This is a genomic window from Tannerella forsythia (assembly GCF_003860135.1).
Taxonomy (GTDB): Bacteria; Bacteroidota; Bacteroidia; order Bacteroidales; family Tannerellaceae; genus Tannerella; species Tannerella forsythia_A.
Genome location: NZ_RQYN01000031.1, coordinates 1 through 14,689, shown reverse-complemented (window position 1 = coordinate 14,689; position 14,689 = coordinate 1). Strand labels below are relative to the sequence as shown.

Here is a 14,689-nt window from a genome sequence, read left to right as displayed (position 1 = left end):
CCGTTTATCAAATGTAATATCTTTACTATTATCAAGGTGCCTATGATAGAAGATGATTTCAAACAAGCCCTTCGCATAAAAGATTGATTGTATATATAATACATCTATCATTCCAAATATCGGATGAACTTTTTTTTCAGCAATGATAGAAATTTTACAACACTCAAATTCATGGTTGTAAAAAACGTTTCCCTCTTTTTAATCGATTTTATTTGTCGGTTTGAATATTCGCATTAACTTTGCACCGCAAAGCACTTTTAAAAGATGGAAAATAAAGAAGTATTCAACACCTTAAACGAAATCAGATCTTTGATGGAGAAATCGTCGAAGGTTTTGAGTTTAAGCGGTGCATCGGCCATTTTAGTCGGTGTGTATGCGTGTGTTTCGGCTGTCGTAGCGTATTACATGCTGGGCGGTACGGGCGGATGGTCGCAGGACCTGCTTTCGTTTCCGCGCCTGCAGGTCAATACGCCTTATCGCATGCAGCTGATGCTGACCTTTGCGGCGGTACTCGTTGTGCTCTGTCTGGCCACAGTATTCTTCTTTTCACGACGGAAAGCCCAACGGAGCGGACAACGTTTCGTGTTCGACCGTACAGCGCAACGGATGTTGCTGAACTTTTTCCTGCCGCTCGTCGTAGGCGGTATCCTCTGCCTCTCGCTGATCTGGAAGGAGCACTACGGATTGACCTCATCAGTAATGCTGATTTTCTACGGTATCGCCTTAGTCAATGCCTCAAGCTATACGTATTCGAATACGCGCTATCTGGGCTATGCCGAACTGCTACTCGGTCTGGCCGACAGCTTTGTCGAAGGACACGCCTTGTTGTTCTGGACAATGGGCTTCGGAATCTTCCACATCGTTTACGGCATTTTCTTTTATCTCAAATACGACCGGCCTACCCGATGAAACCGATACCGGAAGATCTGAACAAAGCGTTTGAGAGCAAGGCTCGGCTGGGCATCATGTCTGTCTTAATGGTGAATGAATCGGTCGATTTCGTCACGCTGAAATCGTTGCTCGAATTAACGGACGGCAATCTGGCCAGTCATACGCGCAGTCTGGAAGCACTCGGCTACCTTCAGAGCAGCAAGCAATTTATCGGACGTAAGCCGAATACGACATTTGCCATTACAAAGAGCGGACGTGAAGCGTTTATCGCCCACATCAACGCCCTCGAAGCCTTTCTGAAAGAACAGATGAAACCGTATCAAAAATAATTTTTTTGCACCTAAACTTTGCAATTCAAAGTTCTTTTTCGCAGACAAACATTAATCATAATCATAGTATAAACAAGTAAAAAGTAGAAAATGATGGAAACTCAAAAAAACAATCCGCAAACAGGAAAGCAACCGACACCCCCGCAGTGGGAAGTACCGTCTCCTCCTCCGGTCAGAGACAAGTTAAACTTACCTCCACATTGGCGTATGTTCATCAAAATGACACTGATCGGAGTACTGACCCTACTGCTGATAATCCCGATGATGATGATCGAAAATCTGATTAGCGAACGAGAGCGAACAGCTGAAAATGCAACCGACGAGGTACATCAGAAATGGAGCAGTGCACAAACCGTACTCGGTCCCGTATTAACCATCCCCTTCAAAGAAGTCGTCAGAATGGACAGTGACGGGAAAGTCGAGAAAACGATCAGCGTTGTCAATGTACTGCCCGAAACACTCGAAATCATCGGCGACATCCGAACAGAGGAACTGAAACGCGGTCTGTACGAAGTCGTCGTCTATAACTCACCCATCGAGATGAAAGGTACATTCGTATTGCCTGAGGAGCTGAACATTCCGGGAGGCAATCTTAACGATCTGCAGTTGGATGAAGCAATGATCAATATCGGCATCTCCGACCTGCGCGGTATCGGAGAACAGGTAACGATGACTTTCGGGGGAGAGACACTCGTTTTCAATCCGGGCATTCCGCATAACCAGCTGCTCACATCAGGCGTATCGTGTAAGGCGGATGTCCGCCCTCTGTTCAACAACGGGAAAACCATATCGTTTTCCGTGAAGTTGCAACTTAGAGGATCGGAGTCGCTCTATTTCGCACCTCTGGGTAAGACGACGAGTGTCGCGCTGAGTTCGGACTGCCGGACACCGAGCTTCAACGGCGCGTTCCTGCCCGACCATCGCGATGTGACGGAAACCGGCTTCACGAGCGATTGGAAAGTCATGCACCTGAACCGCAACTACCCACAGATGCTGACCGAGAGCAACTGGAACAGCGAAGTCATTAAATCGGTTTTCGGCGTGGATATGCTGATGCCTGTGCAACATTATCAGAAATCGATGCGTTCGGTCAAGTACGCGATGCTCATCATCCTGCTCACGTTTGTCGTCAGTTTCTTCGTCGAAGTGCTGCAAAAGAAACAGATACATCCGCTTCAGTATCTGCTTATCGGATTGGCGTTATGCCTGTTCTATTCACTGCTGATCTCTATTTCGGAGCATACGGGCTTCACGACGGCCTACACCGTGGCATCAGCCATGACCGTCTCGCTGATCACATGTTACATGGCCGGCGTACTGAAAATCAAACGAACGGCATTGACCATCGGTGCACTGCTGGCCTGTCTGTACGTGTATATCTTCGTACTGATACAGATGGAGACGTATGCATTGCTTGCGGGAAGCATCGGGCTGTTTGTGATTCTTGCAGTCATCATGTACGTGTCGCAACGCATCAACTGGAGCGGTCGAGAATAAGTCTCAGAAACGTTCCAAGGGTGAGCAATCCCATTTTTATTCCGGAGGAGGTATCGAGACTAAACGTTTCGGTAACTCCTCTTGAGTTAAGCGCGAGATCACACCTCTTTCTCGTTTCTCGGACGGATGAAATCAGACTGTTCGTTCCTTCACTTTCCAGAGCGAAGTAAGCCACAGCCCGGCGAAAGTGATGGCGCCGTTAATCATCAGCATCTCGTACCCGAAACGGTAGCCCGTAACCCGCAACACCAGTTGTTCAAGAGCGAAACAAATCAGGGGCGAGGCGATACATATATAAGGTACATACCGATCAATCGGCTGACGTTTCGTAAACAGCCCGAAAGCAAACAGTCCGAGGAGCGGCCCGTACGTGTAGGAAGCAATGACATAGATTGCATCGATCACGCTGCGGTTATTCAGCGCTTTGAATATCATAATGATGATAACAAACAGCACCGAGATAAGCAGATGCACTTTCATACGCGTCTGCTTGGCTTTCTTGGCCTGTTCTTTTTCGATTCCGAGTATATCGACGCAAAACGAAGTAGTGAGCGCCGTCAGAGCTGAGTCGGCACTGCTGAAAGCCGCCGCAATGATCCCGATCGTAAAGAAAACCAGAATGGTGCTTCCCAAAATGCCGGAAGTACAGAACATGGGGAGAATGTCATCGCCCGAAGCCGGTAATGTGATTCCTTGCTGTGCGGCAAGCGTGATCAACAAGACCCCGAGACAGAGGAACAAAAAATTGATCGGTGTGAAGGCCAGTCCGTAAGTGTACATATTCTTCTGCGCATCCTTCAGGCTCTTGCACGAAAGATTCTTCTGCATCATATCCTGATCGAGCCCGGTCATCACGATAGTAATGAATATCCCGCTAAAGAACTGTTTTACGAAATGCTGCGTACTCCCCCAGTCGTTCCACTCAAAAATGCGGAAATGGGAGCTGTCCGTAACGGTCTGCCACATCCCGATCATGTCCAGTCCCATCCGATCTTTTACTTGCCAGATGATCACCACAAGCGTCCCGACAAGACAGAGCGCCTGCAACGTATCCGTCCAGATAATCGTCTTCACGCCACTGCGGTAGGTATAGAGCCAGACGAGAAGGATACTGACGATGACCGTGACCCCGAACGGGATATTCCACGTACTGAATACGTAGGTCTGTAGGATAAGTACCACGAGATAGAGCCGTGCCGCTGCACCGATAATCTTCGAAAGCAGGAAGAACGAAGCCCCTGTTTTGTAGCTCCTCCGCCCGATACGCGTTTCGAGATACGTATAAATGGAGGTAAGTCGCAACTTATAGTAGAGAGGAAGCAGTACATTCGCAATCAACACATAACCAAAAAAGAAGCCTAAGACCGTCTGCATATATGTCATATCGATCTGGCGTACCCAGCCGGGTACCGACACGAACGTCACCCCCGAGAGCGACGAACCGACCATCCCGATGGCTACGATATACCATGGCGACTTACGGTTTCCCAGAAAAAAAGCATCATTACTCGAACTTTTACGTCCCGTTATCCATGCGATCAACAACAATAGACCGAAATAGGCGACGATTATCAGAAGAATAAGCTGACTGCTCATAGAAATTGTGTATTTTTTGCTTTAGTTTTTTGCGATTTTATTTTTGCGGGCAAAACTACGCTTTTTTCCCGATTTAGCAAAAATGTCGTATATTTGTGTTCGGTTCAGAAAAAGACGGAGGAAAGACAATGCAACAACCGGGTGAATTCAAACAATTTCAAAAATTCCTATCGGAGACGGAAGGAGATTTTCATGTGCTTGAACAACGCGTTCCGGTAGAGAAGCAATTGCAGTATTTCAAATTCTCCGACCGACTGAGGAAAGAAGCGGTTCCATGGACGGAAGACGACTTCGAGCAATTCGAGAGCGACCTCTACAATCCCGAATCGACCGAGGAATACAAACGGCGTATCCTTTCCATATTCGCCGTTTCGAGAGATGTCAAATCGTACCGCAGATTGGAACGCTACGTGCAGTCGCCCGATCCGGGACTGACCGACTGGGCCTACATGGCCCTGATGGAGAGCCGGATCATGCTGGAGTCCGAACTCTCGGAAGAGAAGCAGATTTATATCTCCACGGGGTTGGGAGGTAAAGGCCAAAAACTTCGCTTCTATCTCCTGCTTCAGGCAAGCGAGAACCAACCGTTTCTCGATTATCAGCGGAACGTAATCGAGCGCGAATTTGCTTTCGCCATGCAGAACGCGGACTGCGAAATCGAACGGCTGACCGTACACGAAACCTATGCCGACCTGCTCGTATTGATGCCGATACGTACCGATATCAAACGACTGATTGAAACCATTGTTGGAGAATGTAACCAATACGGTAACTTCTTGTCCAAAGCTTTTACCGTCACGAATGTAAAAGAGTTGAACAAGGAAGAGATCGCCCGGATCATCCACGGAGAGAAAAATGAAAACGACACATCGGACAAGGAGGAATGAAAAGTCTTTCCGTAATTATTCCCTGCTTTAACGAAGAAGAAGTTCTTCGTGAATCGTACAGACGCACCAAGGCGGTTTTGGAGACGTTACCGTGCGATGCCGAGATCATCTACGTCAACGACGGCAGCCTTGACAAGACACGTGCTATGCTCGACGAGATCGCGGCGTCAGACGCGCATGTCAAAGTACTTCATTTCTCCCGCAACTTCGGCCATCAACCGGCAGTCTCGGCCGGTATCAGAAATTGCCATACCGACTTGGCGATCATCATGGACGCCGACCTGCAAGACCCGCCCGAACTGATTCCGGAGATTCTCGCCTTACGCGAAAAAGAGCAGGCGAACAGCGTCTATTGCGTGCGCCGCTCGCGCGACAAGGAGAGCTTCTTCAAACTTCTTACCGCAAGGCTGTTCTATCGGACGATGAACCGGATGAGCGAAGTCGAATTTCCGCTTGACACGGGCGATTTCCGCCTGATCGACCGGAAAATCATGAACGAGTTCAACCGCCTGCGCGAACACGGCAAATACATCCGGGGACTGGTCAGCTGGATCGGCTTCAAGCAAGTACCTTTCTATTACGAGCGCAAGGCACGCGTGGCCGGCGAGACGAAATACCCGTTGAGTAAAATGATCCGATTTGCGTCGAACGCCTTGCTGTATTTCTCGAAGAAACCGTTGCGATTAGCGATGAGCCTGGGATTTATCGCCGTCATCATCGGGATTGTTCTGGCCATCTGGTTTATGCTCGGCAAATTGTACGGGTTCAGCAACGCCGAGACCGGCTGGACTTCGATCATGACCGTCGTGGTCTTTTTCGGGGGTGTCCAACTGCTTACCATCGGCGTGTTGGGACAATACATCGGCGTGCTCTTTGACGAAATCAAAAACCGGCCGGAATATATCATCGACGAGAAGCGAAACTATACGGACAACGAAACCGATTGATTCATCCTTCGCTCTTCCGCATCATCCGCCAAACCATATAGAGAAGTTGTATCGTTACGAGAGCGATAACGATCCACACGCCGTATGTCTTCAGAAAGACCATCCACGGATGAGGAGGCTCGTCCGGAGCACCGGTACGTTCAATCAAGACGACAGATAGATGCGGTAGCTCATCCGGTACACGTTTACGAAACGTCAAATCATATTGCGGCGCAGAAGCTCCGACATCGCCATACGTTAATGTGTAATGTCCTTTTTTGAGCTGCGCCACCACATAACGACGCACAATTCGCGCGGCAACCGAATCAATCCGGAGCGGTTGGTCATCGCCGTTCGCAATCCGAAAACGCAATGTATCCATGTTCTGTGGAAGACTTGGAAGAGCCTGTGCACTGCCGGCTTCGGAACGCAATCGACCGATTTTTACATCGTTCAGCCATACCCCCCGATCGTAATCTTCGGGAGCGGATATGTAAAAGACCACGTCCTCAAAGCGATAAGCATAAGGAAAAGCCAACGTCACCTCGGTCTGTTTCCGCACGTTATCGGTACGCAATGCGTAATGCGTGGCGGGCACGTTCATCAGGTGACGGATGCGGGTATCTCCCGCCCCATAACGTCCGACGGAAAGGATATTCAGGGGTGCCGACAGCGAATCGTTTACCGAGAGCAGATAATAACGATAGTCGGAGACCGGAAACGAAACCGTCAGCCACGCTTCCGTTCCGCGCACCTCAGCCTGTTCCGACAGGCGAATACGGTCTTTCACCGCATACCAGTTTTCACCGTCATTGCTGCCTTTAAGAATGGCCTGCTTATCGGTATCGGCATTCTTCACCCGTACCGTAAACGACGAGACGCGTTCACCGTCCGTTTGAATCCGGATATCCGTCTGCGACGTTCGCCGGTTCAGCTCGATGGGATACGGTTCGAAGTCATGGCCTCGACTGACGGAAGTTGCTTCGCGCACAAAATACGCGACCTCACGCCCGTGCTCGTCACGTATACGCAGGTCGGCCAAATCGGCACGGGCTGCGCCGATCAACGGAGCCGGCAGATCGATGGCATAAAAGCCGTCTGCATCGACAGGAGACAGGACGGCACGATGCGTCTGAGCGATCACGGTACTGGCCGCCAACATCAGCCAAAAGCCGACAAAAGTTGCCTTATTTATTTTCTTCCTTTTCGGTTTCATCACGTTCATCACTAAACAATACGTTTTTCAGCTTTTGATACAGGAACGACAACAGCAACAGAATAACACCGAGCAAAATGAATACGGCTATCTTTCCGGCTATCGGCATCGTCCAGACATCGACAATCAGTAATTTGCCGAGCACGACGGCAAATACGCCGAGGCTCAACATCCGGAGCGTCTTAAGGTGTTTCCGCATCCCCAAGGTCATCAGAGCGAATCCCGCCACCGACAGAGCGATGGAGAAACCGGCGCTCAGACTGTCGTTCCATCCGACGGTGTGCAGCAGGTGACGAACAGCCAGCGTCCACGTGGCCGTAGCCAACAGACTGAGGTAAATCGTAAAACCGTTGCTGGCCGAGCTTCGTGCCGGCGTATTTCGATAGTAGAGGACACCGCCCCACACCAGTTCGGCCACGACCGTTGCGAGAATCATCCATGCCGTACGAGCACTTTCGGGCTCGTAAGGCAGAATGGTGAGCGCGTAAAGCACGACACTGAAAATCATCCCTGAAAAGTACGCCCACGACCAGCCCGCACCGAGCCGGAAACGACGCGACAAGGCAATGCTCAGGAAGAGGATATAACTCGTCTGAAACAGCGAAATATGACTTCCCGCGACGGTAAAACGCGACATTTCCCATACCACAACCACGTTTCCCAGAAAGACGGAAAGCAGAATCAGTACGGCATTGACCGGCGTATATCTCAGGATATACGTTTTATCGAATGCTTCACGATAACGGCCTATCAATACAGCGAGCACCAGATAACTCAGGCAAACAAAGGCATTCGTAACAAACAATTTATTGGCAAAGATCGTTTGTCCTTCCGTCAGGTCGATTTCATACGGAACGATATCCATCACGAATGAGATCAACGTAAGCCATGCGAGGATAAAGGAAAAGTATGCGTACATCCGCGCTTTCGATTGGGCGTAAAGCCATCCGAGCAGCACCATTTCAGAAGCCCAGAAAAGCGTAATGAACGTGCCTTCGAGCTGAACAGGGACAGCAATGGAGACGAAGGTCAGCACGACGCCAAGCAACGTATGAAGCAGGAATTGATATTCGAGCCCGCGTTTTCGCAACCACAGAATGGCCACCATATTGACGATGGCTATGCCGAGTGGGAACAGGCCGTGAATCTTCACCGGGAGCGCCAAGTGATCGACAAAAAGCAAACTGAATCCCATATAAACGAAGTTATTCAGGACGACCGTCATCAACAGCATCCGGTTGGTCCACACCCATCCCCGGTCGTTACGCAGGATAGACAGGAGAGGCAAAAGGAAGATCACGTAGAAGAGCGAAGCGAAAAGAAGCAACCGCAACGCCATGACAGGGTCGTTCACGCTCGTGTTCATCTGAAATAGGAGCATAATAAGATACGTGGAGAAGAACGAAATCATCGGTAACTCCGCCCACTTTTTGAAGAGCGATAGCACGAACATGCCGACGTTCAAGATGGCGATGTAGGAGAACAGCACCATGTAGTTGCCTTCGCCGCTGCTCGTCAGGAAAGGCGCGATATACCCGCCGAGGAGCGCGATAACAGCCAGTTCGCGCCGATCGTACAGAACGGCGAGCGCGGCCATAAATACGGTCAGCACGACGAGAATCACGAAAGCAACCGGCTGAGAGAACAATTGATAATAATGGTACGCCACGGCTACGGTGACGTAGAACGTGGCAAAGGCGCCACCGGTCAGTAACGAACTGAAAGCGCGATATTTCTTCTGCAACTTCGCAGCGATGAGCAGTAGACCGGAGCCTGTGGCAAAACCCAAAATGGTTCGCGACACTTCGTTGATCCACTCGTTATCGATGGCGTATTTCACAAACAGCCCGATACCGACCACCAGCACGAAGATACCGATTTTGCCGAACAAGTTTCCACCGATAAATTCTTCGTAATTGATTTTTTTCGAAGGCTTCGGAGCAGAAGGTGCGGCCGAAGCGGCAGGCATCGGCGATTCTATGACAGGACGGACCTCGACCGGTGCTGGAGGCGGAGGCACAGGCGCGGCGGAAGTTTTCATTTCCCGTGGCGGAGGCGGTGGAGGCGCAACGCTTATATATTCGCGCGCTTCGGGGACTTCTTTCATACTGTCCGTCTGCGGAGGAACGGTCGGAGATTCAACAACCGAACGTTGCGCAACAGGCTCAGGAACGGCCTCTTCTTCGGCCGATGCGTCTGTCTTCTTTTCCAGTAATTTTTGCAACATCGCTTCCATTGAGAGAAGCCGTTTCGAAACATCTCTGATACGACCGAGCAACATCGCCCAACCGATAATCGGCACAAGTATAAACAATATTACCAACAGAATAATTATCAAATCTTCCATCTACATCTATTTTCGTTCTTTATTTACCGAGCAAACATAGACAAAAAAGCCGATATTTTATGCCGGCGCAATAAAAAAGATAAAAATCCGATAGAGAACGGAATCGTACCGGACAAAGACCATAAGGGATATTCCCGATGAGGCATGCGAAAAATATCCCGGTATCAACGGAAAGCCTCGTAAACCCTACGGAGACTTCACGGCATCAACGGAAAGCCCCATAAACCCTATGGAGACTTCACGGCATCAACGGAAAGCCTCATAAACTCTACGGATACTTCACGGCATCGGCGGAAAGCCCCATAAACCCTACGGAGACTTCACGGCATCAACGGAAAGCCTCATAAACTCTACGGATACTTCACGGCATCGGCGGAAAGCCTCATAAACTCTACGGAGAATACCGTTCCAACAAAGACCTTTGAATACGTCATGCCCTTGTTTTTTTATGGCACGCACTCGCAGTTATTTACGGAAAAGTACTATCTTTGCACTTCAATTTTACGATAAAGAATGACTCTTTCTGCTTTGACAGCTATATCTCCGGTAGATGGACGCTACCGGGACAAGGTAGAAGCGCTGGCTGCCTATTTTTCGGAGTTTGCGCTGATCCGGTATCGTGTGCGCGTAGAAATCGAATATGTTTGTTTGTTGGCGGAAGTTTTGCCACCTATCCAAGCCTTGAATAAAGACGATGTAAAAACGACCTTACGGAAGATTTATCTTGACTTCTCGCTCGATGATGCACGACGTGTGAAAGAAATTGAACGGACGACGAATCATGATGTGAAAGCCGTCGAATATTTCATCAAAGAGCAATTCGATGCGCTCTCGTTACAAGCGTACAAAGAGTTCATTCATTTCGGACTTACTTCGCAGGATGTGAATAATACCGCTGTTCCTCTTTCGTTGAAAGAAGCATTAGCGGCGGTTTATTTCCCCGATATTGAAGCGGTGATCGCCAAGCTGAAAGGATATGCCGAAGCGTGGAAAGACGTTCCGATGCTCGCCAAAACGCACGGGCAACCTGCCTCCCCTACCCGTTTGGGAAAAGAGTTTCAGGTGTTTGTCTATCGGCTTGAGCAGCAACTGGCACTACTCAAGGCCGTGCCCATCTCGGCCAAGTTCGGGGGAGCGACGGGCAACTTCAACGCTCATCATGTGGCTTATCCGCAGCATGACTGGCAGCAATTCGGAAATCGGTTTGTGGAGGGCGTGCTTGGGTTGAAGCGTGAAGCATGGACGACCCAAATATCGAACTACGACAATCTGGCGGCTCTCTTCGACGGTTTGCGACGCATCGATACGATCCTGATCGACCTTTGTCGAGACGTATGGCAGTACATCTCGATGGAATATTTCAAGCAGAAGATCAAAGAGGGCGAGGTCGGCTCGTCGGCGATGCCGCATAAGGTCAATCCGATCGATTTCGAAAATGCCGAAGGCAATCTCGGCGTGGCCGATGCGATCCTTACGCATCTGAGTATGAAGCTGCCGATCTCCCGGCAACAGCGAGATTTGACGGACTCGACCGTATTGCGTAATATCGGCGTACCGCTGGCTCATATTGAAATCGCACTCAAAAGTTTGATGAAAGGCCTCGACAAACTACTGTTGAACGAACAAGCCGTATCGCGCGAATTGGATGCGCAATGGGCTGTCGTAGCCGAAGCTCTTCAAACCATTCTGCGCCGTGAGGGATATCCCCAACCGTATGAAGCGCTGAAAGCATTGACACGCACAAACGAAGCGATCACGGCTTCATCGATTGCACAATTTATCGACGCTCTCGATTTGAGCGACGCTGTGAAACAAGAGTTGAAAGCCGTAACCCCGCATAATTATACAGGAATATAAAACGAAAACAAAAAATAGAATAACCATTTTAAAACAGTCGGGAGACTGTGTAACACGTTTAACAATCAATTATTACTATTCAGTATGGATTTAGAAGAAAAAGACGGACGCCAACCTCGTCCAGAAAATGAAAACCCGGAAAATCAGAATCAACGGGGCAGTGTTTCGCGTAGCGAAAAGGAAGAACGGAAGCCTGCTTACCGCGCCACGAGAGATGGCGGAGGCTACCAGATGGAAGGAGCAAGCCGCCCGGTCGCCAAACGTCGTCCGCGCATCAAGGATAGCCGCATGGCTGACTATAACCGGCCTCCGTACGGTAGACCTTTCGGAGAAAGACCTTCTTATCGGCAAGCTGACCCCTACATGCAGGAAGAAGAACGGCCGCTTCGCGCAAGTGATCCGGAGGGTGGCGAACGCCAGCCTTATATGCCCTCCTATTCGCAATCGCCTGAGGGCAGACCACGGCGTCCCTATGTGCCACGCACAGGAAACGAAGGCGGACATTTCCGTGCACCGAAAAATAACGAGCGGCGTCCCGGAGTACCCGGAAGCAACAACCGTCCGGGAGGCAAGCCCAAGAAACAGGCGAAGAAAGGCTCACGCCCGAACATGAAGTTCAACTTCCAAAAGCAAGTAAAATATGAAGAAGAACTGACTGATCCGAACGAACCGATCCGTTTGAATAAATTTCTGGCCAATGCCGGTGTATGTTCACGTCGCGAGGCAGACACATTTATTCAGGCCGGCGTCGTAAAAGTGAACGGCGAAGTAGTGAAAGAACTCGGTACAAAGATTACCCGTCAGGATCAGGTGATGTTTCACGACCAACCGGTGCGCATCGAAAGCAAGATTTACATCCTGCTCAACAAACCGAAAAACTGTATGACAACGGTAGATGACCCACAAAATCGCCGCACGGTTATGGACTTGGTGAAGAACGCCTGCCACGAACGCATCTATCCCGTCGGTCGTCTGGATCGCAACACGACCGGTGTATTGTTGTTGACAAACGATGGTAATCTGGCATCGAAACTGACGCATCCGTCATTTAAAAAGAAAAAAATCTACCACGTGTGGTTAGACAAGGATGTCGCGGTCGAAGATATGGAAAAATTGGCTACCGGACTGGAGCTGGAAGACGGTGAAATCCATGCCGATGCGATCAGTTATGCCAGCGAGACCGACAGAAAACAGGTCGGAGTCGAGATTCACTCGGGACGAAACCGTATCGTACGCCGTATGTTCGAAGCACTCGGCTATCACGTGACCAAACTCGACCGCGTTTATTTTGCCGGGCTGACGAAGAAGAATCTGGGCCGTGGCAAATGGCGCTATCTGAACGAACAGGAAGTAAGTGCTTTACGCATGGGAGCATTTGAATAAGCATTATAGGAGGTAAAATCCACAATGAAACGAACAAAGATTACAGACCTATTAAAAGGCGAGGCGTGCGGCACGGATGTAGATGTCTGCGGATGGGTACGTACGCGAAGAGGCAGTAAGCAGGTGACTTTTATCGCACTGAACGACGGAACGACGATTCATAACCTGCAAGTGGTTGCGGACATCGAGAAGCTGGGCGAAGAAAACCTGAAGCAGGTCACGACCGGCTCATGTATTCGTGTCAGCGGAAAGCTCGTACCGTCGCAGGGACAAGGACAGCAGGTGGAGGTGCAGGCCGATCGGATCGAACTGCTCGGCGCAGCCGACCCAAACGCATACCCGTTGCAGAAGAAAGGACATTCACTCGAATTCCTGCGCGAGATCGCCCACTTGCGTCCGCGCACCAACACCTTCGGCGCCGTATTCCGCATCCGCCATCACATGGCTATGGCCATCCACACGTTCTTCCATCAGAAGGGCTTCTTCTACTTCCATACGCCTATCATCACGGCCTCCGATGCCGAGGGCGCAGGGCAAATGTTTCAGGTTACGACACAAGACCTGAAGCAGGTGAAAAAGAACGAAGACGGCTCCGTCAATTACGACGACGACTTCTTCGGCAAGCAGGCCAGCCTGACGGTTTCCGGACAGTTGGAAGGCGAGCTGGCGGCCATGGGACTGGGAGCCATCTACACGTTCGGGCCTACGTTCCGTGCTGAAAATTCGAACACTCCGCGCCACCTGGCCGAGTTCTGGATGATTGAGCCGGAAGTGGCTTTTAACGAAATCGAAGAAAATATGAACCTTGCGGAAGAGTTTATCAAATATTGTGTGCAATGGGCTTTAGACCATTGCCGCGACGATATTCAATTCCTCAACGATATGTTCGACAAGGAACTGATCAACCGGCTGGAAAGCGTGTTGAAAGACGATTTCGTACGTCTGGCCTATACGGAAGGTATACGCATCCTCGAAGAGGCTGTGGCCAAAGGACATTCATTCGAATTCCCTGTCTATTGGGGAGCCGATCTCGCTTCGGAGCACGAACGCTACCTCGTGGAAGAACATTTCAAACGCCCCGTCATTCTGACTGATTATCCGAAAGAGATCAAGGCCTTCTATATGAAACAGAACGAGGATGGGAAGACGGTACGTGCCATGGATGTACTGTTCCCGAAGATCGGCGAAATCATTGGAGGCTCGGAGCGTGAAGCAGACTACGACAAACTACTCCAACGCATTGAGGAACTCCACATCCCGATGAAGGATATGTGGTGGTATCTCGACACCCGAAAATTCGGGACGTGTCCTCATGCCGGATTCGGACTGGGCTTCGAGCGGTTATTGCTATTCGTCACCGGGATGTCTAACATCCGTGATGTGATGCCGTTCCCGCGCACCCCGAAGAACGCAGAGTTTTAAAAAAATCCCCCCTTATTTTCTTCTTGTGTTCGGAAGAACACGAATAAAATAAGGGGGGATTATATCACTACAAAAACGCTTGTTTTTATGAGCTGAAAATGACTCATGACTGAATCATTCAAGAAATCATCACAGTAATGCTTTTTTAAAGCAGCCGGAGTAATCCTGCCCCCCCCCCTCCGAGGAGAGGTTTAAGGGGAGGATGAGACGGGGTTTTATCCTTTTATTTAGTCGCTCCTTAATATCCGCTTAACACTTTGCGATTCAATAAAATAATATCAAAAACAGTTGTATATATTTGCAGGAATTTGTATCTTTACAGTATAAAACCCTGCAAA

The 14,689-nt window shown here is 49.8% G+C and carries 11 protein-coding genes; 8 read left to right on the top strand and 3 right to left on the bottom strand.

The annotated features are described in order from the left end of the window. Nucleotides 1-264: 264 nt before the first annotated feature. From EII41_RS08640 to creD, 3 genes are all read left to right on the top strand, one after another. Nucleotides 265-909, top strand: a complete 645-nt coding sequence (locus EII41_RS08640; RefSeq protein ID WP_124751121.1) for a hypothetical protein — start codon at nucleotides 265-267, stop codon at nucleotides 907-909. After that, nucleotides 906-1,220, top strand: a complete 315-nt coding sequence (locus EII41_RS08635) for a winged helix-turn-helix domain-containing protein (protein ID WP_124790259.1) — start codon at nucleotides 906-908, stop codon at nucleotides 1,218-1,220. The genes EII41_RS08640 and EII41_RS08635 overlap by 4 nt, the downstream gene beginning before the upstream one ends. A gap of 90 nt (nucleotides 1,221-1,310) precedes the next feature. After that, a complete protein-coding gene (gene creD / locus EII41_RS08630; RefSeq protein ID WP_124790258.1) occupies nucleotides 1,311-2,717 on the top strand; it encodes a cell envelope integrity protein CreD in 1,407 nt (468 codons plus the stop codon). A 132-nt stretch (nucleotides 2,718-2,849) separates the two neighbouring features. Here the strand turns inward: creD and EII41_RS08625 are convergent, their stop codons facing one another. Next, nucleotides 2,850-4,313, bottom strand: a complete 1,464-nt coding sequence (locus tag EII41_RS08625) for a sodium:solute symporter (RefSeq protein WP_124751118.1) — start codon at nucleotides 4,311-4,313, stop codon at nucleotides 2,850-2,852. A gap of 95 nt (nucleotides 4,314-4,408) precedes the next feature. Here EII41_RS08625 and EII41_RS08620 point away from each other — a divergent pair, with 95 nt between their 5' ends. Beyond that, nucleotides 4,409-5,200, top strand: coding sequence for a hypothetical protein (locus tag EII41_RS08620; RefSeq protein WP_260425531.1), 792 nt, complete (start codon nucleotides 4,409-4,411; stop codon nucleotides 5,198-5,200). After that, nucleotides 5,197-6,147, top strand: coding sequence for a glycosyltransferase family 2 protein (locus tag EII41_RS08615; protein ID WP_124790256.1), 951 nt, complete (start codon nucleotides 5,197-5,199; stop codon nucleotides 6,145-6,147). The genes EII41_RS08620 and EII41_RS08615 overlap by 4 nt, the downstream gene beginning before the upstream one ends. A gap of 1 nt (nucleotide 6,148) precedes the next feature. Here the strand turns inward: EII41_RS08615 and EII41_RS08610 are convergent, their stop codons facing one another. Next, nucleotides 6,149-7,342 carry a hypothetical protein gene (locus EII41_RS08610; protein ID WP_124790255.1) on the bottom strand — a complete coding sequence of 398 codons (1,194 nt, stop codon included), beginning with the start codon at nucleotides 7,340-7,342 and terminating at the stop codon, nucleotides 6,149-6,151. Beyond that, nucleotides 7,314-9,689: a DUF2339 domain-containing protein gene (locus tag EII41_RS08605; protein WP_124790254.1), complete on the bottom strand. Its 2,376-nt coding sequence runs from the start codon at nucleotides 9,687-9,689 to the stop codon at nucleotides 7,314-7,316. The genes EII41_RS08610 and EII41_RS08605 overlap by 29 nt, the downstream gene beginning before the upstream one ends. A 513-nt stretch (nucleotides 9,690-10,202) precedes the next feature. Here EII41_RS08605 and purB point away from each other — a divergent pair. The 3 genes from purB (at nucleotide 10,203) to asnS (ending at nucleotide 14,351) form a co-directional block, all read left to right on the top strand. Then, nucleotides 10,203-11,546, top strand: a complete 1,344-nt coding sequence (gene purB, locus EII41_RS08600; protein WP_124790253.1) for an adenylosuccinate lyase — start codon at nucleotides 10,203-10,205, stop codon at nucleotides 11,544-11,546. An 84-nt stretch (nucleotides 11,547-11,630) separates the two neighbouring features. Next, complete coding sequence (locus tag EII41_RS08595) at nucleotides 11,631-12,929, top strand: pseudouridine synthase (protein ID WP_124790252.1); 1,299 nt, start codon at nucleotides 11,631-11,633, stop codon at nucleotides 12,927-12,929. A 24-nt stretch (nucleotides 12,930-12,953) separates the two neighbouring features. Next, nucleotides 12,954-14,351 carry an asparagine--tRNA ligase gene (gene asnS / locus EII41_RS08590; protein ID WP_124790251.1) on the top strand — a complete coding sequence of 466 codons (1,398 nt, stop codon included), beginning with the start codon at nucleotides 12,954-12,956 and terminating at the stop codon, nucleotides 14,349-14,351. The last annotated feature ends 338 nt before the right edge of the window (nucleotides 14,352-14,689 follow it).

What these genes read in the sequence shown, in the direction of transcription:
- EII41_RS08640 (WP_124751121.1), top strand. Translation starts at nt 265, where the DNA reads ATGGAAAATAAAGAAGTATTCAACACCTTAAACGAAATCAGATCTTTG.
- EII41_RS08635 (WP_124790259.1), top strand. Translation starts at nt 906, where the DNA reads ATGAAACCGATACCGGAAGATCTGAACAAAGCGTTTGAGAGCAAGGCT.
- creD (WP_124790258.1), top strand. Translation starts at nt 1,311, where the DNA reads ATGATGGAAACTCAAAAAAACAATCCGCAAACAGGAAAGCAACCGACA.
- EII41_RS08625 (WP_124751118.1), bottom strand. Translation starts at nt 4,313, where the DNA reads ATGAGCAGTCAGCTTATTCTTCTGATAATCGTCGCCTATTTCGGTCTA.
- EII41_RS08615 (WP_124790256.1), top strand. Translation starts at nt 5,197, where the DNA reads ATGAAAAGTCTTTCCGTAATTATTCCCTGCTTTAACGAAGAAGAAGTT.
- EII41_RS08610 (WP_124790255.1), bottom strand. Translation starts at nt 7,342, where the DNA reads ATGAAACCGAAAAGGAAGAAAATAAATAAGGCAACTTTTGTCGGCTTT.
- EII41_RS08605 (WP_124790254.1), bottom strand. Translation starts at nt 9,689, where the DNA reads ATGGAAGATTTGATAATTATTCTGTTGGTAATATTGTTTATACTTGTG.
- purB (WP_124790253.1), top strand. Translation starts at nt 10,203, where the DNA reads ATGACTCTTTCTGCTTTGACAGCTATATCTCCGGTAGATGGACGCTAC.
- EII41_RS08595 (WP_124790252.1), top strand. Translation starts at nt 11,631, where the DNA reads ATGGATTTAGAAGAAAAAGACGGACGCCAACCTCGTCCAGAAAATGAA.
- asnS (WP_124790251.1), top strand. Translation starts at nt 12,954, where the DNA reads ATGAAACGAACAAAGATTACAGACCTATTAAAAGGCGAGGCGTGCGGC.